Below are 19,927 nucleotides of genomic sequence, written 5' to 3'. Positions count from 1 at the left end.
TGATGACCGACATTCCCAACTCGCAAACCGAAACCCGAAACACCGGCCAGGCATCCGCACCCGGCGCAGAACAGGCCGGCCCGGCACCGGGCTCGACCGGCATCCAGGTATCGCGCGGGTTCGCGGCCTGGCTGCGCAGCCACCAGACCAGCCTCGCCTTCACCAGCTACCAGACAGGCCAGCTGTTCCTGGTCGGCGTGCTGCCGAACGGCACGGTTTCGTTCAACCAGCAGAATTTCAGCCGGGCGATGGGCGTATGCTGGAAGCCCGGCCGCCTCTATCTCGGCTCGCTGTTCCAGCTCTGGCGGCTCGAGAACATGCTGCGCCCCGGCGAGATCGGCAATCAGAGCTTCGACCAGGTGCTGATCCCGCGCAACGCGCAGACCACCGGCGACATCGACATCCACGAAGTCGGCGTCGACAAGGACGGGCGCGTGATCTTCGTCAACACCAAATATAGCTGCCTGTGCACGCTCGATCTCACCCACAGCTTCAAGCCGATCTGGAAGCCGCCCTTCATCTCGAAGCTGGCGCCCGAGGATCGCTGCCACCTGAACGGCATGGCGGTCCATGACGGCGAGGTGCGCTATGTCACCGCGGTCAGCCGGACGGACGTGATCTCGGGCTGGCGCGAGCGGCGCCACGAGGGCGGCGTGCTGATCGACGTGCAGACAAACCGTATCGTCACCGATCAGCTCTCGATGCCGCACAGCCCCCGGGTCGTGGGCGACCAGGTCTATGCGCTCGACAGCGGCCGCGGCCAGATCATTCGCGTCGATCCGGCGACGGGCAGGAAGGAAGACATCGCCTTCTGCCCCGGATTCCTGCGCGGCATGGCGATCCATGACGGCCATGCCATCGTCACCGTCTCCAAGCCACGCGACGGCACCTTCAAGGGACTGCTGCTCGACGGGGAGATCAAGGCGCGCGACGCCGAGCCCTGGTGCGGCGTGCTGATCGTCAGCCTCGCCACCGGCGATATCGTCGAATGGGTGCGGCTGGAGGGGCACATCACCGAGATGTTCGACGTCGCCGCGATGCCTGGCGTCATCTGCCCGATGTCGGTGGGACCTGCGACCCAGGAGATTCAGAGCACCATTACCTTCGACCCATTGGCGTAGATGGGTTCGCCAGTGAAGCGCGAGACATGCGCTTCACTGGACAGCGGCGCTGGTTAGACAGGCGTCAGGCCGGGTTTGGCGGAGCGAAGAGACTCAGCCCGCGGCGCTCCGCTGGCGCGCACGGTGCGCGGTTACCTTGGCGCGATTGCCGCATACCGCCATGCTGCACCAGCGCCGCGCACGGCTGCGGGTATGGTCGGCGAAGATCAGGGTGCAGTCATGCCCCTGGCAGGCCTTCACCTGGGCGAAATCCTCCGACACGACGGTCTCCGCGATCGCCTCGCCGATCGGCAGGAGCAGCGATTCGGGCGAGCGCCAGCGCCGCGCCGCCTCCAGTGCCACATGGCCGTCCCGCATCACGATGCGGCGATAGGTCTCGTCGCGCTCCAGCAGGCGATTGACCGGTGCCAGCGCGTCCAGGGCGTCTCCGCCCAGCGGACGGCCCATATGGCGCTTCACGAAGCCCCGAAACCATTCGCGGAGATCACGTGCCTGATCGGCCACCCGGTCCAGCTCGCCCGGCATCGCCCGCGCCACAATCTCCTCCAGTTGCGCCTCGGGCACCAGGCCCGACTGCTTCAGCCAGTCGACCAGGCCCCGGCCGTCGCCGATCCAGTCGACCGGCACATCGACCGGCGTGGCCACCGAATTGAGGAAATCGAGTCCCCTTGCGTCGGCGAGGAACATGGCAGGCGTACCGAGCGGCATTGCGGTTGTGATCCGTCGTTGATCGAGGGCTCCACACGTAACCTCTAAAATTGCCGTTGACAAGTTACAAATATCGAATGTAACCACTGTATTGCCACTTGAGGGGTTTCAAGGGCATGGAGCGTTATGACTAGACATAATAGCAGACACTCGCAACAGGCACCGCTCGGATGGCATATCGGGGCAATGCCGCACGGCGAAGCGGGCGGTGAATTTTCCCCAAAGTTTGTAACCTCATTAATAAATTTTCAGAGGTTACAGAAAGTCCAGACACCTCCAACCCAGCCAGGAGCTATCAGCATGATCAGGATTTCGAACCGCACCGTCGATGTGGACGGACTCAACATCTTCTACCGCGAGGCCGGCACCGTGGGGCAGCCCAAGCTGCTGCTGCTGCACGGCTTCCCGTCGTCGAGCCACATGTTCCGCGACCTCATCCCGCTGCTGGCGGACCGCTTCCACATCGTGGCGCCCGACCTGCCCGGCTTCGGCCAGTCCGACGATCCCCGGGCAAACAGCTTCGATTCCATCGCGGACACGATCGAGCGCTTCACCGAGATCGTCGGCTTCGACCGCTTCATCGTCTATGTCTTCGACTATGGCGCGCCGACGGGCTTCCGCCTCGCCATCCGCCATCCCGAACGGATCGCCGGCATCATCTCGCAGAACGGCAATGCCTATCTCGAAGGGCTGAGCGAAGGGTGGAATCCGATCCGGGCCTATTGGGAAGACGCATCGGACGCCAATCGGGACGCGCTGCGCAACATGTTGCAGCCCGAGGCCACCTATTGGCAGTATTCCCACGGGGTGGCCGACCCCACTGCCCTCTCGCCCGACGGCTATACGCTCGACAATCACTATCTCGGCCGCCCGGACGCGGACCGGGTCCAGCTCGACCTGTTCGGCGACTATAAGAGCAATGTCGCGCTCTACCCGACCTTCCAGGACTATTTCCGCACCCACAAGCCGCGCTTCCTGGCCGTGTGGGGACGGAACGATCCGTTCTTCCTGCCGCCTGGCGCCGAGGCGTTCCAGCGCGACATCCCGGAAGCGCGCGTGACCTTCTTCGACACCGGTCACTTCGCACTCGAGACGCATGCAGGTGAGATCGCCGCGGAGATCCGCGACTTCTTCGCCTGAGCGACCATCGAGCGGACGGGCCTGTCCCGTCCGCTCCTTTGCAAAGGAAATTTCTACGGAGCCCTTGAAAGCCTGAGCCGCCAATATATCTGCCCGTGCAGATACTGCTTGGCGAGATTTATGGCTGTTTTCACTATCGAGGATTGCGCGGCGAGTCGTTCGCCCGGGCGGCTGCTGCGACGGCTGGACAAGATCATGTCCGGCCAGATCGAGGCCAAGTTCGACGGGTTCGACCTGAGCTTCCAGCAATGGATCGCACTCAAGGTCGTGCGCGACGGAATCGTCGGCAATGCCGGCGAGCTGTCGCACGAGCTGGGCATCACCACCGGCGCCACGACGCGGATGATCGACTTGCTGGAGGCGCGCGGCCTGCTGTCGCGCGATCGCACCGCCGACGATCGCCGCGTGGTGCGCCTCGCGATCACGCCGGAGGGCCGGGCGACGGTCGCGAAGCTGCAGGATGATGTCGTGTCGACCTGGAACGAAGTCGTTGCCGACTTCACCCAGCAGGAGGCCGAAGTCCTCGTCACCTTGCTGGCCAAGCTGCTGGCAGCCGCGGAACGCGTCGCCGGCGCGGGCAAGGAGACCGGGGAATGAATCGCTCGATTGGCCTTGCCGCATTGACAGCGTTCCTGCTCGCCGGGTGTGCGACCGTACCGCACGATCCGCCACAGGTGGCGCAGCTCCAGCCGGCGGCACTCGGCCTGGACGCGCAGGCACCGGTGATCGATGCGGCATGGTGGACCGCGTTCGGCGACCCGCAGCTCGATCGGCTGGTGGCGATGGGCCTGGCCGGCAATCCGACCCTAGATGGCGCGCTTGCCCGCGTCCGCGCGGCCGAGGCGACGGTGGATGTGCGCCATGCCGACCAGCTCCCCCAGGTGACTGCCGATGGCCAGTCGACCTATCAGCGTTTCCCGGAGAAGTTCATCTACCCGCCGCCCTATGCCGGCGCCGCCTGGCCGATCACCCAGGTGCAGGCCAACCTCACCTATAATCTCGACCTGTTCGGCCGGCAGAAGGCGATGGTCGCGGGCGCCCGGGCCAATGCCCAGGCGGCACGGCTCGATGCGGCGGCGGCGCGGCTCGTGATCTCCACCTCGATCGCGCAGGCCTATGTCGGTCTGGCACGTTCCGACCAACTGATCCGCATCGCGGAGGGCTTTGTCGCCACCCGCCAGCAGGCGCTGCGCTACGTCCAGTCCCGCATCAAGAACCAGCTCGCCAGCCAGTTCGAGCTGCGCCAGGCCGAGACGCTGCTCGCCGAAGCGGAACAGGCGAAGACCCGAGCCGAGGGACAGCGCGATCTGCTCGTCCATGCGCTGGCGGCGCTGGCCGGGCGCGGTGCCGATTTCTATCCGGAGATCACCGCGCCGACCCTGGCGCTCGACACGCCGCCGGCCGTGCCCGATGCTTTGCCCGCCGACCTGCTCGGCCGCCGTCCAGACCTGCTTGCCGGCCAGGCGCGGATCGACGCGGCGGTGGCGGGGCGCCAGGTGGCGCGAACCGATTTCCTGCCGAACGTCAACATCACCGCGCTGGCCGGCTTCGCCGCGCTGGGCCTCGGCAATTTCTTCGATCCGGGTTCCCGCACCTATGGCGCCGGCCCGGCGATCCATCTGCCGATCTTCGAGGGCGGCAAGCTCAGGGCCCAGTATCGCGGCGCCACCGCCGATCTCGACGCTGCGGTGGCCGCGTACAACGGCGCAGTGCTCGGTGCGATCCGCGATGCCTCCGACGCGCTGACCCTGGTCCGCACTGCCGACAAGGACCTGGGCGACCAGCGCCGCATCGTCGCCGGTCTGCGCGAGACGGCCCGGCTCGATCAGGTCCGTGTCTCGACCGGGCTCGGCTCACGCCTCGACACGATCGAGTCCGGCTTCCGCCTGCTCGAGGCCGAACAGGCGCTCGCCGCGCTCGAATCCGACGCGCTCACGCGCCGCATCCAGCTCATCGCCGCCCTGGGCGGCGGCTTCGATCCCAACCAGCCGCAGGCCGCGGCGACAGCGGAAACCCACTGATGACCGACAAGACCGAAACCGCCGTGAAGCCGCGCAACGAAGACGCTTCGCCGATCGCTCCCAAGGCAGAGCCGGAGACCGCGCGTGCCGCTTCCACGCCGCCCCCGCCTGCCCCGCCCAAGACCAACACGCGGGCGCGCCGTATCGGCCTGCTCGTCCTCGGCGCCGTCGTGCTGATCGGCCTTATCGCCTATGCCGTGATGGCCTTCACCGCTCCGTCGAGCGAGGAGACCGACGACGCCTATGTCGGCGGCAACATCGTCGCCGTCACGGCACGCGATGGCGGCACGGTGCTGGCGCTCCACGCCGACAACACCCAGCAGGTGACGCAGGGCGCACCGCTGATCGATCTCGATCCCGCCACCACCGACGTCCAGCTCTCCGCCGCCGAGGCCGCGCTCGGCCGGGCAGTCCGCGCGGTTCGCTCGAACGATGCCCAGGTCGACGAGGCAGGCGCCGAGATCGCCCAGGCCCAGGCCGAGCTGAGCAAGGCGCAGAACGACTATACCCGCCGCCGCGGCGCGGCTGCCGATGGGGCGGTTTCCGGCGAAGAGGTCAGCCACGCCGCCGATGCCGTCGCCACCGCACGTGCCGCGCTCAACCTCGCACGCGCCAGGCAGGCCCAGGCAGCGAGCACCGTTGCCGGCACCTCGGTCTACAACAATCCCCAGGTGCTGGCCGCCATCGCGGATGTCCGCCAGGCGGCGATCAACTCCAGCCACATGCGCATCGTCGCCCCGGTGTCGGGCGTGATCGCCCAGCGCACCGTGCAGCTCGGCCAGAAGGTCGCCGCCGGGACGCCGCTGATGGCCGTGGTGCCGCTCGACAGCCTGTGGATCGATGCCAATTTCCGCGAGACCCAGCTCCAGCACCTGCGCGTCGGCCAGCCGGTGACGATCCATGCCGACGTCTATGGCAATGACGTGACCTATCACGGCAAGGTGCTCGGCCTCGGCGCCGGCAGCGGCAGCGCCTTCTCGCTGCTGCCGCCGCAGAACGCCTCGGGCAACTGGATCAAGATCGTCCAGCGCGTGCCGGTGCGCATCGCACTCGATCCCGCCGAACTGAAGAAGAACCCGCTGCGCGTGGGCCTGTCGGTCGATGTGAAGGTGGCGACCGCCGATCGCTCGGGCCCGATGGTCGCCGGCAGCTCGCCGCCCGCCGGCGCGGTTCAGCGGAGCCTCGACGGCGGCCCGCAGATCGAGGCACGCATTCGCCAGATCATCGCCGAGAATCTGGGACGCGGCCGGTGAGCAATGGCGCGGGCGCCCAGCCGGCGCCGCTGACGGGCATCGCGCTGGGGATCACCTCGGTGGCGCTGGCGCTCGGCACCTTCATGCAGGTGCTCGACGGCACCATCGCAAACGTCTCCCTGCCGACGATCGCCGGCAATCTGGGCGTGTCGACCGACAACGGCACCTGGGTGATCACCTCCTTCGCGGTGGCGAACGGCGTCACCGTGCCGCTCACCGGCTGGTTCATGCAGCGCGCGGGCGTGGTGCGGACCTTCACCATCTCGGTGGTTCTCTTCACCATCGCCTCGCTTCTCTGCGGCCTCGCCTGGAACCTAGAATCGCTGATCGCCTTCCGGATTCTACAGGGTGCGGTGTCGGGACCGATGATCCCGGGCAGCCAGGCGCTGCTCATCGCGATCTTCCCGCCGCACAAGCGCGGGACGGCGCTCAGCATCTGGGCGATGACTACGCTGGTCGCCCCCGTGCTCGGGCCCGTGCTCGGCGGCTATATCTCCGACAATTATCACTGGGGCTGGATCTTCCTGATCAACGTCCCCGTCGGCATCGCCGCCGCCGCGATCAGCTGGCGCCAGCTCGCCAGCCGCGAGACGCCCACGCGCAAGCTGCCCATCGACACCGGCGGGCTCATCCTGCTCGCCTTCTGGGTGTTCAGCCTCCAGACCATGCTCGATCTCGGCAAGGACCGGGACTGGTTCCACAATTCGCTGATCGTGGTGCTCGCGGTCTGCGCGGTGGTCGGCTTCATCGCCTGGGTGATCTGGGAACTGACTGACCGCGCGCCGGCGGTGGACCTCAGCCTGTTCAAGCGCCGCAACTTCGCCTTCGGCACGCTTGCGCTCTGCCTTGGCTATGCGCTGTTCTTCGCCAACAACCTGCTGCTGCCGCTCTGGCTGCAGGAACAGATGGGCTATACGGCGACCTGGGCCGGCTTCGTCGCCGCGCCGAGCGGGATCGTGGCGGTGCTGCTCACTCCGATCGTGGCACGGCTGAAGCTCGACATGCGCTGGCTCGCGACGATCGCCTTCCTTGCCTTTGCCAACTCCTATTTCATGCGCGCCAACTACACGCCCGACGCCAGCTTCGTCACCCTGATGCTGCCGTTGCTGCTCCAGGGCGTGGCGATGAGCATGTTCTTCGTGCCGCTGGTCAGCATCTCGCTCGATCGGCTACCGCCCGAGCGCGTGCCGTCGGCCAGCGGCATCTCGAACTTCGCGCGCATCACCGCGGGCAGCTTCGCCGCGTCGATCATCACCACCTTCTGGGATCGGCGCGCGGCGCTCCACCAGACGCGGCTGACGGAAGTCGGGAACGATTATTCGCCGGTCTATCGCCAGGCGACCGAGCAGCTCCAGGCACACGGCATGAGCCCGCTTCAGGCGGCCGGTTCGATCATGCGGCAGATTGCCAACCAGTCCTATCTGCTCTCGTCGCTCGAGCTGTTCTGGATCTGCGGCTGGATGGCCCTGGTGACGATCGTGGTGATCTGGATGGCGAGGAAGCCGGCCCCCAGCCAGCACGCGGTCGCGGCGGACTGAAGCCGGGGCGCCGATCGGACGGCGCCTCATAATTTCCAGAACTGTCACGAAAATGATAATTATGACTATCATAGGCGCCCCGACATTCCGAAGGGGACCTGCAGATGATTCGTTACGCCGCTTCCAGAATTGCACTTGTTTGCGCACTCGCCACGGGCGTCGCCGCCTCGCCGGCATTCGCGCAGTCGGCGGAGGGTGCACCGGATAACCAGACGGAAGGCGACGACATCGTCGTCACCGGCCGCGCGGGCACCACCGACCAGAAGAAGGTCGACACCAGCTACGCCATCTCGACGGTCAGCTCGCAGGAACTGCAGATGCGCTCGCCACTCGGCGTCGTGGAAGCACTGAAGCAGGTACCGGGCTTCTTCATCACCAACACTTCGGGCGAAGCATCCAGCGGCGTCAGCGTCCGCGGCATCCCGAGCGACGGCTTCCAGTCGGTCGCGCTGCTCGAGGACGGCATTCCGGTCCAGTCGGATCCCGGCCTGGGCTGGCTGAACGGCGACCAGTCGATGCGCGTCGACCAGACGATCGACCGGATCGAAGTGGTACGCGGCGGCCCCTCGTCGATCTTCTATTCGAACGCGCCGGGCGCGGCGATCAACTTCATCACCCGCAAGGGCGGCGACCATATGCAGGGCATGGTCCGCTATGAAGCGGCCGACTGGGGCTCGCACCGCGTCGATGCCTGGGTGAGCGGTCCGATCGGCAACAGCGACTGGCGCTTCTTCGCCGGCGGCTATTACCGCATCGACCAGGGCAAGCGCGATCCCGGCTTCCGCCAGGGCCAGGGCGGCCAGTTCCGCGTCAACATCTCGCGCGATTTCGACCATGGCTCGGTCAGCTTCGGCGTGAAGCGCATCGACGAGCGCATCCCCAACTGGGGCGGCGGCATCTACACGACCGACAAGGATGGCAACCCGATCGGGGTCAACGGCTTCAACCCCAGGCAGGATACGATCGAGAGCAGCGACAATCGCCGCTTCACCTTCAAGACCGGCCGCGGGGCATATGCGTTCGACGACGGGATCGGCACCACCGTGAAGCTCACCCAGCTCAGCTTCACCGGCAAGCGCGAGCTGAGCGACAATGTCCGGGTCGAAGAGAATGTCCGGTATCGCGAGAGCTACACCCGCCGCGACAGCGTCACCCCGTACAAGATCTTCGCGTCGGGGAAGGATTTCCTCTCCTCGACCTTCGGTGCGGCGCTCGCGCCGGGCCTGGGCCTGTTCTATCGCGATACCGGCGCCGCGTTCGCAGCGAACCAGAATGGCAACGGCCTGCCGCTGATCGATCTGGCGCGCTCGCACGTCGTGCCGCTCGACGAGGTGATCAGCGATACCAAGCTGCTCGCCAAGGCCGATTTCCTCGGCCATCACGATCTGGCGTTCGGCGTCTACTACGCGCATGCCAAGGAAGGCTATCGGGCCGACAGCGCCGCGGTGCTGACCGACGTTCGCGACAATGCGCAGGTGCTGGACGTCTCGCTTCTCGGGCCGGGCGGCACGCGCGGCGCGAACCTCACCGATGGCGGCGTGCTGCAATATGGCGCCGAGTTCGCCAACGGCACCGGCAAGTCCGACAACATCGCGGTCTACGCCAGCGACGAGTGGCAGATCACCCCGAAGCTTCGCCTCGATGCCGGCCTTCGCTGGGAGCAGATCAAGACGAGCGGGCAGGTCGAAGGCACGCAGAGCCTGAATCTGAAGCTGCTCAACCCCGGCATCGCCGACGACAAGGTGCTGAGCGGCACCGGCAAGTTCACGCCGTTCGACCGCACCTTCGACCATATGTCGTGGACGGCCGGCGTGAACTACCAGTTCCTGCCCGATTTCGGTGCGTTCGTGCGCTACACCGACGCCTTCCGCCTGCCCAACATCTCGAGCTTCATCACCAACCCGACCTCGCAACCGGTCGTGCAGACGATGAACTTCGCGGAAGCCGGCCTCAAATTCTCGCGCCGGCACTTCTCGGTCTATCTGACCGGATTCCGCACCCAGTATAACAGCTTCGAGATCGCCGATGTCCGTCAGGACGCAAATGGCGCCCTGGTCCCGTTCCGCGTCTTCGGCGACACGCGTACCTGGGGCACGGAGCTGGAGGCGACCTGGCGCCCGGTGCAGTGGTTCGACCTGCACGGCGCCTGGACCTGGCAGGACGCCCGCTACACCAACTTCGTGTTCAACCAGCAGGCAGTCGATGCGGCCGGCAAGCCCATCGTCGATGCGAACGGAAAGCCGGTGCTGAAGAAGGTCGATTATTCAAACAATCGCCAGAACCCGCTGCCGCACAACAGCTTCCGCATTACCCCCGCGGTCAACCTGTTCAACCAGGCCTTCCGGGTGGAGACCGACGTCAACTATATCGGCCAGCGCTTCACCGACGTCGCCAACCAGATCAGCCTGCAGCCGATGTGGACGATGGACCTCACCGCGCGCTACCAGGTCACCCCGCAGCTGCAGCTCAACCTGATCGTCAACAACCTCACCGATACGCTGGGACTGGTGAACGGCAACCCGCGCGCCGGCACGATCAACAATACGGAGGCCGGACAGGCGATCTTCATCGGCAGCTCGCAATATCGGCGTAGCTTCCGCGGCGCGATCACCTATCGCTTCTGATCCCACCACTACATCTTTCCCCCTCCCCAACGATAGCGATAGATAGCATAACCGTTTGGGGAGAGAGGCGCTCAAGCCTCGACCGGGGAGGATGCATGACGAGAATTCCGGCCTATCGCGAGCCGCAGCAGGAGCGGTCCAAACGGACCTTCGATGCACTGCTGGACGCGACAGGAGTCTTGTTGGGGGAGGTGGGGATTGAGCGGATCTCCACCAACCTCATTTGCGAGCGGGCGCAATTGTCCCCGCCCGCGCTCTATCGATATTTCGACGACAAATACGCGATCATCTTCGCGCTGGCCGAGCGGCTGCTGCGCCGACAGAATGTCGCGCTCGAGGCATGGATCGAACGCTACAAGGATGCCGGGATTCTTGTGCTGTCCGAGAAGCTGCTCGAACTGCTCAAGACCATGCACGAGATCACCAGCAGCCAGCCCGGCGCGATCTGGATCATGCGGGCACTGCGCTCCGTGCCCTCGATGACCCCCATACGTCTCTATTCACACAACTACGTCGCCGATCGGCTGACCGACACCTACCAGCCCTATCTGCCGGGTGTGGATCGCGAGGTGATCCGCCGCCGCAACCGCATGTCGGTGGAGATGGCCTATTCGATAGACGAGATGCTCAAGGAGGAGGATATCGACCAGGAACGGCTGCTCGAGGACGCAGCATTCGTGTTCCGTTCGATGCTCCATTTCCCCGACTATGGCCTCGTCCTCGACCGGCCGGCCTGAGGCGGATTTTTTCGCCCACTCGCTTCCATTGTCATAAAAGTGATAGCCATAGCTATCATATCGGCCGCGATTTCAATCATGAGGACTCGCGACAATGGAACGGAAGCAATGGCTGGGCATGGGGATGGGTCTTCTTGCAGTCGCACCCCTGCTCGCCATCGTGCCGGCGGCGGCGCGCGACGGTGACGGCCCGGCCATCCCGCCCGTCGCCAGTCTCAGCGACGGTGTCTGGATGAAGGGCGACCTGCACCTCCATTCGCGCCACAGCAAGGAATCGACCAACAACCCCGAATCCAAGATCATCGGCTTCGCCGAGAAGACGGGGTTCGACTTCCTCGCCATCACCGACCATGACAATCACGTGCTGGGTGACGTCGCACACCACACCTGGGCCGACCCCGAGTTCAAGTCCGACAAGGTGGTGCTGCTCTATGGCGCCGAGTGGACCACCGATCGCGGGCATGGCAACGTCTTCTCTGCGGTGCCCTACGACCATCAGCGGCTCTTCGACGTTCGCGACGCGCGCGACGCCAGGATCCTCGCGGTCAAGAAGTCCCTCGGTATCCACCTGTCGGCCAACCACCCGATCGGCAAGGACCATTTCGGCTTCTCCTACGACATCGTCGATTCGATCGAGGTCTGGAACTCCGCGATGGCGGCGAAGAACCGGCCGGCGATCATGGTCTGGGACGACATGATGCGTTCTGGCCGCAAGCTGACCGGCCGCGGCGGCAGCGACGCGCACCACGGCACGCCGGACACACCGGACAAGACCAGCAAGGGGAGCGCCGAGCGGCCCTACAACTATGTCGGCACGCCGACGACCTGGGTGTTCGCAACGGCCCGGACCCGCAAGGCCGTCGTCGACGCGCTCACCAATGGCCGCGTGTCGATCAGCGCCAACCCCTATGATCCGCGGGTCGAGCTCACCGCCGACCTCGACCAGGATGGCCGGCCCGACATGATGATGGGCGACAACGTCAAGTCGACCGGGAAGGCGGTCACCTTCCAGGTTCGCCTCGCAGGGAGCATGGAAGCGGCCAACGCCTACAAGATCCACGTCGTGCGCAACGGCGAGGATTTCGGGACCTATGAAGCGACCGGCGCCAATCCGGTCGTGACCTTTACGGATACGCCCGAACTGGCCAAGCGCGCTTATTATCGCGTCGAGGTCGAAGGTCCCCAGAACCCGTATCCCGAGGTTCCGAATTCGATGAAGCTCAGCGGCACCATGGTGGCGTTGTCGAACCCCGTCTTCTTCAATTTCGACCCGAATTTCTGACCCAGGGAAGCGGTCCGGTCTGACAACGATCGGACCGCTGCCGGGCAAGAAGCCGATAAGCCGCAAGCTCAGAACTCGCGCTTTTGTCGATTTCGCTTCCGGCTGGGGGAAACACGGGGTCTTCTGGCGCGCCGCGCGAACGCGTGATGGCGCCCATGAGATTGCCGCGGACGTCATTCGCCGAATGCGCCACGCCCCGCATGCACCGCCAGCGGAGCGATGCACAATTATGCAGGCATCATCAGCAACGCAATCTCCAAATCACAACATCAAACAAAATCATCACAAGAATAAACAATTCAGCATCAACAATAGACAAGCCAAATAGTAATTGACAATTTTTCAAAAATAAAGATCCGCAATGGCGCTGTCATACTCGATGATTAGCCAGATGCGTCACTTTGTTTGTGATTCGCGTAACCATATCCTCTCTGCGCGGCACGCGTAGACCTGCTAAAGGAATAATATCCCATGGATCATCTCAGCATCAGCGATGCGAGCGTCATCGAGGGTGATTCCGGCACCCGCAACCTCGTTTTCACCGTTACCCGCACCGGTGACGCGACTGCCGCCATCAGCCTCGAATATGGCGTCGAGCTCGACGCCTCTGCCTCCGCCAGCGACTTCGCGTCGGGCGCCGCCCTTGCCGGCGTCGTGGATTTCGCCGCCGGCGAGATCACCAAGACGATCACTCTCGCGGTCAAGGGCGACACCCAGGTCGAAGCCAACGAGGCGCTCTCGGTGCACCTCTACCCGCTGAACGGCGACTTCATCATCGACGACGACACAGCCACCGGCACCATCGTCAACGATGACTTCCTGCCCAGCCATGTCAGCATCGGCGACGCCAGCGTCGTCGAGGGCGATGCCGGCACCCGCAATCTCGTCTTCACTGTCACCCGCTCCGGCGGCACCGATGCGGCAAGCGTCGAATATGGCGTCGATCTCGATGGTTCCACCTCGGCGAGCGACCTCGCCTCGGGCGCAGTCCTTGCCGGCGTCGTCGATTTCGCCGCCGGCGAGACGACCAAGACGATCACCATCGCCGTCAAAGGCGACACCGTCGTCGAGGGCAACGAGACCCTCTCGGTCCATCTCTTCCCGCTCAGCGACAATGTGATCGTCGACGACGATTCGGCCACCGGCACCATCGTCAATGACGACGTCCTCCCCAGCCACATCAGCATCGGCGACGCCAGCGTCGTCGAAGGTGACAGCGGCACCCGCAACCTCGTCTTCACTGTCACCCGCACCGGCGGCACCGATGCGGCCAGTGTCGAATATGGCGTCGATCTCGACGGCAGCGCCTCGGTGAACGACCTCGCCTCGGGCGCAGTCCTTGCCGGCGTCGTGGACTTCGCCGCCGGCGAGACGACCAAGACGATCACCGTCGCGGTCAAGGGTGACACGATCGTCGAGGGCAACGAGACCCTCTCGGTCCACCTTTTCCCGCTCAGCGAGAATGTGGTCGTCGATGACGATTCGGCCACCGGCACCATCGTCAATGACGACGTCCTCCCCAGCCACATCAGCATCGGCGACGCCAGCGTCGTTGAAGGCAATAGCGGCACGAGCAACCTCGTCTTCACCGTCACCCGCACCGGCGGCACCGATGCGGCGAGCGTCGAATATGGCGTCGAGCTCGACGGCTCTGCCTCGGCCAGCGACCTCGCCTCTGGCGCGATTCTCGCGGGCGTCGTGGACTTCGCCGCCGGCGAGACGACCAAGACAATCACTGTCGCGGTCAAGGGCGACACCATCGTCGAGGGCAACGAGACTCTGGCGGTCCATCTCTACCCGCTGAGCGACAATGTGATCGTCGACGATGACACCGCCACGGGCACGATCGTCAATGACGACCATCCCAACCAGGCCCCGGTGGCGCATGCCGACGCGACTGCGGTCAACGAGGATGCGACCACGGCGAACCTGTGGACCGCGCTGCTCGGCAACGACGCCGATCCCGAGGGCCAGCCGCTCTCGATCAGCGCCATCAACACCAGCGGCACGCTCGGCCACGTCGTGTTCGACCCCGCCCACCAGACGCTGCAATATGTCGCCGACGCCGATGCGTTCGACGCGCTCGCGCCCGGCGCGACCGCGACCGACAGCTTCACCTACACGGTGACCGATGCCGGCGGCCTCACCAGCACCGCGACGGTGACCGGCATAGCGGATGGCGTGGTGCGCATCGGCACCATCAATAACGATACGCTCAACGGCACCTCGGGCGAGGACACGCTGTGGGGCGGCCTGGGCAACGACACGCTCAATGGCCAGGCCGGGCACGACCTGCTCGATGGCAGCCTGGGCAATGACGTGCTGAATGGCGGCGACGGCAACGACACGCTGTATGGCGGCCTGGGCAAGGACCAGTTGCACGGCGACGCCGGAAACGACGCGCTCTATGGCGGCCTGGGCAAGGACGATCTGTGGGGTGGCGCCGGTTCCGACAGCTTCCACTTCAGCTGGCTCGGCGGCCGGGACACGATCCACGACTTCAACACGAGCCAGGATCAGATCGTCCTCGACGACGGCGTCACGGTGACCGAAACCAAGGTCAACGACGTCAACAATGACGGCGTCAACGATCTCGTCCTCAAGTTCAGCCTCGGCGGTTCGGCGGTCCTGCTCGGCGTCAGCGACGCCAGCCAGGTCCATATCGTCACCGGCGATTCGATCTTCGACCATCTGTCGGCGCTTGCCGGCACGCTCGAAGCGAATGGCGCGCTTGCGGACACGCTGCCGCACGTGAGCTCGACCGACCTCGCGCACGGCTTCTGATGCGCGGGCACCCCGGTCGGGCAAAAGCTCGACCGGGGTGCCACTTTTCCGCCTGCACCGAGTTGTGCGGAACCGAAGTCAATGCTCGCGGAATGAAGACCAGAAGCTGCCAAGGAGCGGCTCGAGCGCATAGTCCAGCGCGGTCCGCTTGCGCAGCGGGATCAGCACCTCGACCGGCATTCCCGCACGAAGCGCGAAGTCGCTCCCCCGTACCGCCTGGATCAGGCCGAGCTGATCGCGCGGCACCGTCACTTCACCGGTGAAGAAGCTCTGGCCGGTCTTCTCGTCGATGAAGCTGTCCGCCGACAATCGGGTGAGCCGGCCTTCCAGGCTCGGCAGGCGGCGCTCGTGAAGCGCGCTGAACCGCACCAGCGTCTTCTGCCCCACCGCCAGATCGTCGGCATCGTCGGGGGCGATCCGTGCCTGGATGCGGAGCGTGGCATGCTCGGGCACGATGTCCATCAGCTTCTGGCCCGGCGAGATCACGCCGCCGGGGGTGAAGATCGACAGGCCGACGACCGCGCCGGTCGCGGGTGCGCGGATGGCGGTGCGCTCGAGCTGGTCGCGCGCAGCGATCCATTTGGGCAGCACCTCGCCGAGCCGGCTCTCCACGTCGCGCAGGTCGGCGGCGGTGCGCTCACGGAAGCTGCGCTCGGTCTCGAGCATCTGCATGCGACTCTCGCCCACCGCGCCGCGGGTCTGCGCGGCGCTGGCGCGATATTGCCCGCTACGCCCCTGTAATTCCGCGCGCGCGCGCTCCAGATCGCGCATCCTGGTCTGCGACACAAAACCCTTGTCGGCGACGGGTCGCAGCACCCGGATCTGCTCCTCGACCAGCCGCAGCTGTTCCTGCGCCGAAGACGCCTGGCGGTCATAGCCGCGGCCCTGCTCGCTCGACTGGACGACACGCTGGCCGAGTGTGTCATGCTGTGCCCCCAGCACGGCGTTGCGCGCGGCGAGCTCGGTCCGCTGGAGCCGCATCGCCACTTCCGCCTCGGCCCTGTCTTCCGGTGCCAGCCCGTCGAATTCATGCGGCGGGGCGAATGTCGCCTTACCGAGTTCCTCCGCCTGGAGCCGGGCGCGCTGGGCGAGCAGCCGGATCGACTGGGACGCCAGCGCCCGCTCCTGCGCCTGCACTTCGGCGGCGGCAAGCTGCATCAGCAATTGCCCGCGCTCGACACGCTGCCCCTCATGGACGAGGATCCGGCCGACGACGCCACCGTCGCGATGCTGGACCGACTGGCGCTGCCCCGACACCACGAGCGTACCGGGCGCGTAGGCCGCCGCATCCAGCCGTACGAACGCGGCCCAGCCGAGGAACAGCACGAAGAACAGCACGGCAACGATTGCACCGAGCCGGATGTCGCGCGTCGGATCGGCTTGCAACGGCGCCGAGATCTGCACCGCGTCACGGCGCGGCGGGAGCAGGACGGGCGTCGTCATCCCGCCTGCGCTCCCACGGTGCGGGCGACCCGCAAGGCCGGCGGGGTGATCTTCGGCAGCACCTCGTCGCGCGGCCCGAACATCTCCACTCTCCCTTCGCGCAAAACCAGGATACGGTCCACGACCGGCAGGATTCCGAGCTTGTGCGATACGATCAGTATCGTGCGCCCTTCCGCCTTCATCGCGGCGATCGCAGCGATCAGCGCCTGGTCGCCCTCCTGGTCGAGATGCGCGTTGGGCTCGTCGAGCACCAGGATCGGCGGGTCGCGATAGGCGGCGCGGGCCAGCGCGATCCGCTGCGCCTGCCCCGCCGACAGCCCGGCGCCGCGCAGCTTCAGCGCATGCTCATAGCCATGGGGGAGCCGGCGGATCAGCGCATCGGCCCCGACCATTCCGGCGGCGGCGATCACCGCAGAGTCGATCGCCGGCCGATCCTCGCCCAGTTCCGCCGAAAAACGGGCAATATTCTCCGCGACCGTGCCGGCGAACAGCGCGAAGTCCTGCGGGAGATAGCCGATATGCCGGGCCAGCACCTCAGGCTCCCAGTCGCTCGCATCGGCGCCATCGAACCGGACGGCGCCATGACTGGGCAGCTGCGCGCCGGCGATCACCCGCGCCAGGGTCGACTTCCCCGCGCCGCTCGGCCCGACGATCGCGACCACTTCGCCCGGCGCAACGCGCAGCGAAACCGCATTCAGCACCGCGCCGTCCCGTGCCTCGTTGAGCACCGTCACATTCTCGAGCGCCACGGCGCCGCGCGGGGACGGCAGACGGGTCGGCTCGGCCATCTGCCCCGCGCCGTCGAGCAGCGTGCCGAGGTTGCGATATGCCTGGTGCGCCTGCACGATCGGGCGCCAGGTGCCGATCAGCTGCTCGATCGGCGCAAGGGCGCGCGCGATGAGGAAGGAAGCGGCGAAGATCGCCCCGCCCGAGATGAGATTGTCGACCGCGAGCAGCGCGCCCAGCCCGAGCGCCAGCGATTGGAGCGCGAGGCGGACGAACTTGGTGGCGGTGAGATAACCGCCCGTGGCGAAGCCCGCCTCGGTCTGCGCGCCCAGCATTGCCTCGCGCTGACGCAGCTGCCGGGCGACCATTGCGCGGCGCATGCCGAGCGCGCGGATGCTGTCGCTCGATGCCAGCGCCGCGTCCTGATGGGCATAGGAAAGCGCGGCGATCTTCTGCGCCTGGTCCAGCCGCTTCCGCGTCGCGCGCTCGTTCGCCCAGGCGATCAGCGGCAACACCGTGCAACCCAGGATCGCGACCAGGCCCAGCCAGGGATGCACCAGGAAACAGACGAGAATGTAGATCGGCACCCAGGGCGCATCGAACACCGCCAGCACGCCCGCGCCGCTGAGCGTGGCACGCATCGTGTCGAACTCGCGCAGCGCCTGGCGGGCCACCGGCAGGTCCGGGCGCCCCAGCGTCGCATCGAGTATCTGCGGCGCGAGCGCGGCATCGAGCTGAACGCCGGCGCGGACCAGCAGTCGCGTTCGGATCCCGTCGAGCAGCGCCAGCGTGGCCAGCGCTAGCAGCAGCACCAGGGTCAGGAATGCCAGCGTCTGCAGCCCGCGCGTGGGGACCACCCGGTCATAGACCTGCAGCATGTAGAGGGTCGGCGCGATGTAGAGCAGATTGAGCAGCGCGCTGAACACCGCCACGGCGAACAGATGGCGGCGGCACAGGGCCAGGGCTGCCGCGATGCCCGGCGAAGCAAGACGCGATTTGTCCATGGCCTAATCCGGAAGGGCCCCCATGCGTGGGAAGCCCGCATCGCTTCGCCCCGCGCGCCACCGCTAGGGGATCAATGTGACGCTTTCCCGGAGAGAAATCCCCGGATCGGCTCCGTACCGTCGATTGTCACAATAACGGACAAAATCCAGGCCGGAATGCGCGCGCCCGAGAGTGGAAAGGATGTGCGGTCAATGCTCGCGGAACGAGGCCCAGAAGCTGCCGAGCAGCGGCTCGAAGGCATAGTCGAGCGCGGTGCGCTTGCGCAGCGGGATGAGGATCTGGACCGGCATGCCCGGGCGCAGGGCAAAATCCTTGCCGCGCACCTGCTGGATCAGCTTGAGCTGGTCATGGGGCACGATCACCTCGCCGGTGAAATAGCTCTGTCCGGACTTCTCGTCGGTGAAGCTGTCTGCGGAGAGCCGGGTCAGCTGGCCTTCCAGATTGGGCAGGGTCCGCTCGTGCAGCCCGGAGAACTTCACCAAGGCACGCTGGCCGACGTGCAGGTCGTCGGCATCGTCAGGGGCGATGCGCGCCTGAATGACCAGCGAGGCGCGCTCGGGAACGATCTCCATCAGCTTCTGCCCGGGCGCGATGACGCCGCCGGGCGTGAACACCGAGAGACCGACCACCGCGCCGGTGGTGGGCGCGCGGATCGCGGTGCGCTCGAGCTGATCGCGAGCGGCGGTCCATTTGGGCAGGACCTCGCCCAGGCTGGTCTCGACTTCGCGCAGGTCCGATGCGGTGCGCTCGCGGAAGGCGCGTTCGGCCTCGAGCGCCTGGAGCTCGCTCTCGCGTGCCGCGCCGCGCGTCTGGGCGGCGCTGGCGCTGTACTGCCCGCCCTGCCCCCGCAGCTCCGCGCGGGCGCGCTCCAGATCGCGCATCCGGGTCTGCGAGACGAACCCCTTGTCGGCGAGCGGCTTCAGCGCGGCGATCTGGTCGTCGATGATGCGCAATTGCTCGCGCGCAGCCACCGCCTGCTCGCCATAGCCCTTGCCCTGCTGGGACGACTGGACGACGCGCTGGTCGAGCGCGCCGCGCTGCGCGGCCAGCACTGAGGTGCGGGCGGAAAGCTCGGTCTGCTGGAGCTTGAGCGCCAGCGCCGCCTCGTCGCGATCCTCGGGCGAGAGCGATGCGAACTGGGCAGGAGCGGTGATCGTGGCGCGTCCGAGCTGCTCAGCCTCCAGCCGCGCGCGCTGGGCGAGCAGCCGGATAGCCTGTGAGGCGAGCGCACGCTCCTGCGCGCGCACCTCGGCGGCAGCGAGCTCGACCAGCAGCTGCCCGCGCTCGACCCGTTGGCCCTCGCGCACATGGATCTTGCCGACCACGCCGCCGTCACGGTGCTGGACCGACTGGCGCTGCCCGGAGACGACCAGTGCGCCCGGCGCATAGGCGGCGGCATCGAGGCGGACGAATGCCGCAGCACCGAGGAACAGGACGAAGAACAGAGCCGCGATCACCACGCCCATGCGGATATCGCCGCGCGGATCGGCGAAGGGACGCGCCTGCGGAGCGGACACGGCGCGGCGCGACGGCAACAGGGTCATG

General features: G+C 66.4%; 14 protein-coding genes. 10 read left to right on the top strand and 4 right to left on the bottom strand.

Annotation, left to right across the window (positions count from 1 at the left end; genetic code table 11):
* Positions 1-2: 2 nt before the first annotated feature.
* A complete protein-coding gene (locus tag J2W22_RS22050) occupies positions 3-1,121 on the top strand; it encodes a TIGR03032 family protein (RefSeq protein WP_307120430.1) in 1,119 nt (372 codons plus the stop codon).
* 93 nt (positions 1,122-1,214) lie between these two features.
* On the opposite strand, the gene J2W22_RS22045 is transcribed toward J2W22_RS22050, so the two are convergent.
* On the bottom strand, positions 1,215-1,829 hold the full coding sequence (locus J2W22_RS22045; protein ID WP_307120429.1) for a CGNR zinc finger domain-containing protein: 615 nt from the start codon (positions 1,827-1,829) through the stop codon (positions 1,215-1,217).
* Positions 1,830-2,129: 300 nt separating this feature from the next.
* Between J2W22_RS22045 and J2W22_RS22040 the strand changes: the two genes are divergently transcribed.
* The 9 genes from J2W22_RS22040 to J2W22_RS22000 all read left to right on the top strand — a co-directional run bounded on the left by J2W22_RS22040 (position 2,130) and on the right by J2W22_RS22000 (position 15,208).
* On the top strand, positions 2,130-2,969 hold the full coding sequence (locus J2W22_RS22040) for an alpha/beta fold hydrolase (protein ID WP_307120428.1): 840 nt from the start codon (positions 2,130-2,132) through the stop codon (positions 2,967-2,969).
* A 120-nt stretch (positions 2,970-3,089) separates the two neighbouring features.
* Positions 3,090-3,566, top strand: a complete 477-nt coding sequence (locus J2W22_RS22035; protein ID WP_307120427.1) for a MarR family winged helix-turn-helix transcriptional regulator — start codon at positions 3,090-3,092, stop codon at positions 3,564-3,566.
* Positions 3,563-4,990 carry an efflux transporter outer membrane subunit gene (locus J2W22_RS22030; RefSeq protein ID WP_307120425.1) on the top strand — a complete coding sequence of 476 codons (1,428 nt, stop codon included), beginning with the start codon at positions 3,563-3,565 and terminating at the stop codon, positions 4,988-4,990. Before J2W22_RS22035 ends, J2W22_RS22030 begins: the two co-directional genes overlap by 4 nt.
* Entirely contained in the window at positions 4,990-6,243 is a 1,254-nt protein-coding gene (locus J2W22_RS22025) for an HlyD family efflux transporter periplasmic adaptor subunit (RefSeq protein ID WP_307120423.1), read from the top strand. The genes J2W22_RS22030 and J2W22_RS22025 overlap by 1 nt, the downstream gene beginning before the upstream one ends.
* Positions 6,240-7,781, top strand: a complete 1,542-nt coding sequence (locus tag J2W22_RS22020) for a DHA2 family efflux MFS transporter permease subunit (protein ID WP_307120422.1) — start codon at positions 6,240-6,242, stop codon at positions 7,779-7,781. Before J2W22_RS22025 ends, J2W22_RS22020 begins: the two co-directional genes overlap by 4 nt.
* A 104-nt stretch (positions 7,782-7,885) precedes the next feature.
* Positions 7,886-10,405, top strand: a complete 2,520-nt coding sequence (locus J2W22_RS22015; RefSeq protein WP_307120421.1) for a TonB-dependent receptor — start codon at positions 7,886-7,888, stop codon at positions 10,403-10,405.
* Between the two features lie 95 nt (positions 10,406-10,500).
* Positions 10,501-11,142, top strand: a complete 642-nt coding sequence (locus tag J2W22_RS22010; RefSeq protein ID WP_307120420.1) for a TetR/AcrR family transcriptional regulator — start codon at positions 10,501-10,503, stop codon at positions 11,140-11,142.
* A gap of 94 nt (positions 11,143-11,236) precedes the next feature.
* The gene (locus tag J2W22_RS22005) at positions 11,237-12,424 is read left to right on the top strand and encodes a CehA/McbA family metallohydrolase (protein WP_307120419.1); all 1,188 of its coding nucleotides are present in this window, start codon (positions 11,237-11,239) and stop codon (positions 12,422-12,424) included.
* A 471-nt stretch (positions 12,425-12,895) separates the two neighbouring features.
* Positions 12,896-15,208: a Calx-beta domain-containing protein gene (locus J2W22_RS22000; RefSeq protein ID WP_307120417.1), complete on the top strand. Its 2,313-nt coding sequence runs from the start codon at positions 12,896-12,898 to the stop codon at positions 15,206-15,208.
* 78 nt (positions 15,209-15,286) lie between these two features.
* On the opposite strand, the gene J2W22_RS21995 is transcribed toward J2W22_RS22000, so the two are convergent.
* From J2W22_RS21995 to J2W22_RS21985, 3 genes are all read right to left on the bottom strand, one after another.
* Positions 15,287-16,651 carry an HlyD family type I secretion periplasmic adaptor subunit gene (locus tag J2W22_RS21995; RefSeq protein WP_307120416.1) on the bottom strand — a complete coding sequence of 455 codons (1,365 nt, stop codon included), beginning with the start codon at positions 16,649-16,651 and terminating at the stop codon, positions 15,287-15,289.
* Positions 16,648-18,381 (bottom strand): type I secretion system permease/ATPase, encoded by a 1,734-nt coding sequence (locus tag J2W22_RS21990; RefSeq protein WP_307120414.1) that lies wholly within the window; start codon positions 18,379-18,381, stop codon positions 16,648-16,650. The genes J2W22_RS21995 and J2W22_RS21990 overlap by 4 nt, the downstream gene beginning before the upstream one ends.
* Positions 18,382-18,570: 189 nt before the next feature.
* The gene (locus J2W22_RS21985; protein WP_373423018.1) at positions 18,571-19,926 is read right to left on the bottom strand and encodes an HlyD family type I secretion periplasmic adaptor subunit; all 1,356 of its coding nucleotides are present in this window, start codon (positions 19,924-19,926) and stop codon (positions 18,571-18,573) included.
* Position 19,927: the final 1 nt, after the last annotated feature.

It is taken from the genome of Sphingomonas kyeonggiensis (assembly GCF_030812785.1).
GTDB classification, from domain to species: Bacteria; Pseudomonadota; Alphaproteobacteria; order Sphingomonadales; family Sphingomonadaceae; genus Sphingomonas; species Sphingomonas kyeonggiensis_B.
Note: the sequence above shows the minus strand (reverse complement) of the source record. Positions and strands in the feature narration are given on the sequence as shown.

Bases quoted from the DNA above. Each gene is read 5' to 3' on its own strand.
- J2W22_RS22030 (WP_307120425.1), top strand. From the start codon at position 3,563: ATGAATCGCTCGATTGGCCTTGCCGCATTGACAGCGTTCCTGCTCGCC.
- J2W22_RS22050 (WP_307120430.1), top strand. From the start codon at position 3: ATGACCGACATTCCCAACTCGCAAACCGAAACCCGAAACACCGGCCAG.
- J2W22_RS22045 (WP_307120429.1), bottom strand. From the start codon at position 1,829: ATGCCGCTCGGTACGCCTGCCATGTTCCTCGCCGACGCAAGGGGACTC.
- J2W22_RS22010 (WP_307120420.1), top strand. From the start codon at position 10,501: ATGACGAGAATTCCGGCCTATCGCGAGCCGCAGCAGGAGCGGTCCAAA.
- J2W22_RS21995 (WP_307120416.1), bottom strand. From the start codon at position 16,651: ATGACGACGCCCGTCCTGCTCCCGCCGCGCCGTGACGCGGTGCAGATC.
- J2W22_RS22015 (WP_307120421.1), top strand. From the start codon at position 7,886: ATGATTCGTTACGCCGCTTCCAGAATTGCACTTGTTTGCGCACTCGCC.
- J2W22_RS22005 (WP_307120419.1), top strand. From the start codon at position 11,237: ATGGAACGGAAGCAATGGCTGGGCATGGGGATGGGTCTTCTTGCAGTC.
- J2W22_RS21990 (WP_307120414.1), bottom strand. From the start codon at position 18,381: ATGGACAAATCGCGTCTTGCTTCGCCGGGCATCGCGGCAGCCCTGGCC.
- J2W22_RS21985 (WP_373423018.1), bottom strand. From the start codon at position 19,926: ATGACCCTGTTGCCGTCGCGCCGCGCCGTGTCCGCTCCGCAGGCGCGT.
- J2W22_RS22000 (WP_307120417.1), top strand. From the start codon at position 12,896: ATGGATCATCTCAGCATCAGCGATGCGAGCGTCATCGAGGGTGATTCC.
- J2W22_RS22025 (WP_307120423.1), top strand. From the start codon at position 4,990: ATGACCGACAAGACCGAAACCGCCGTGAAGCCGCGCAACGAAGACGCT.
- J2W22_RS22040 (WP_307120428.1), top strand. From the start codon at position 2,130: ATGATCAGGATTTCGAACCGCACCGTCGATGTGGACGGACTCAACATC.
- J2W22_RS22035 (WP_307120427.1), top strand. From the start codon at position 3,090: ATGGCTGTTTTCACTATCGAGGATTGCGCGGCGAGTCGTTCGCCCGGG.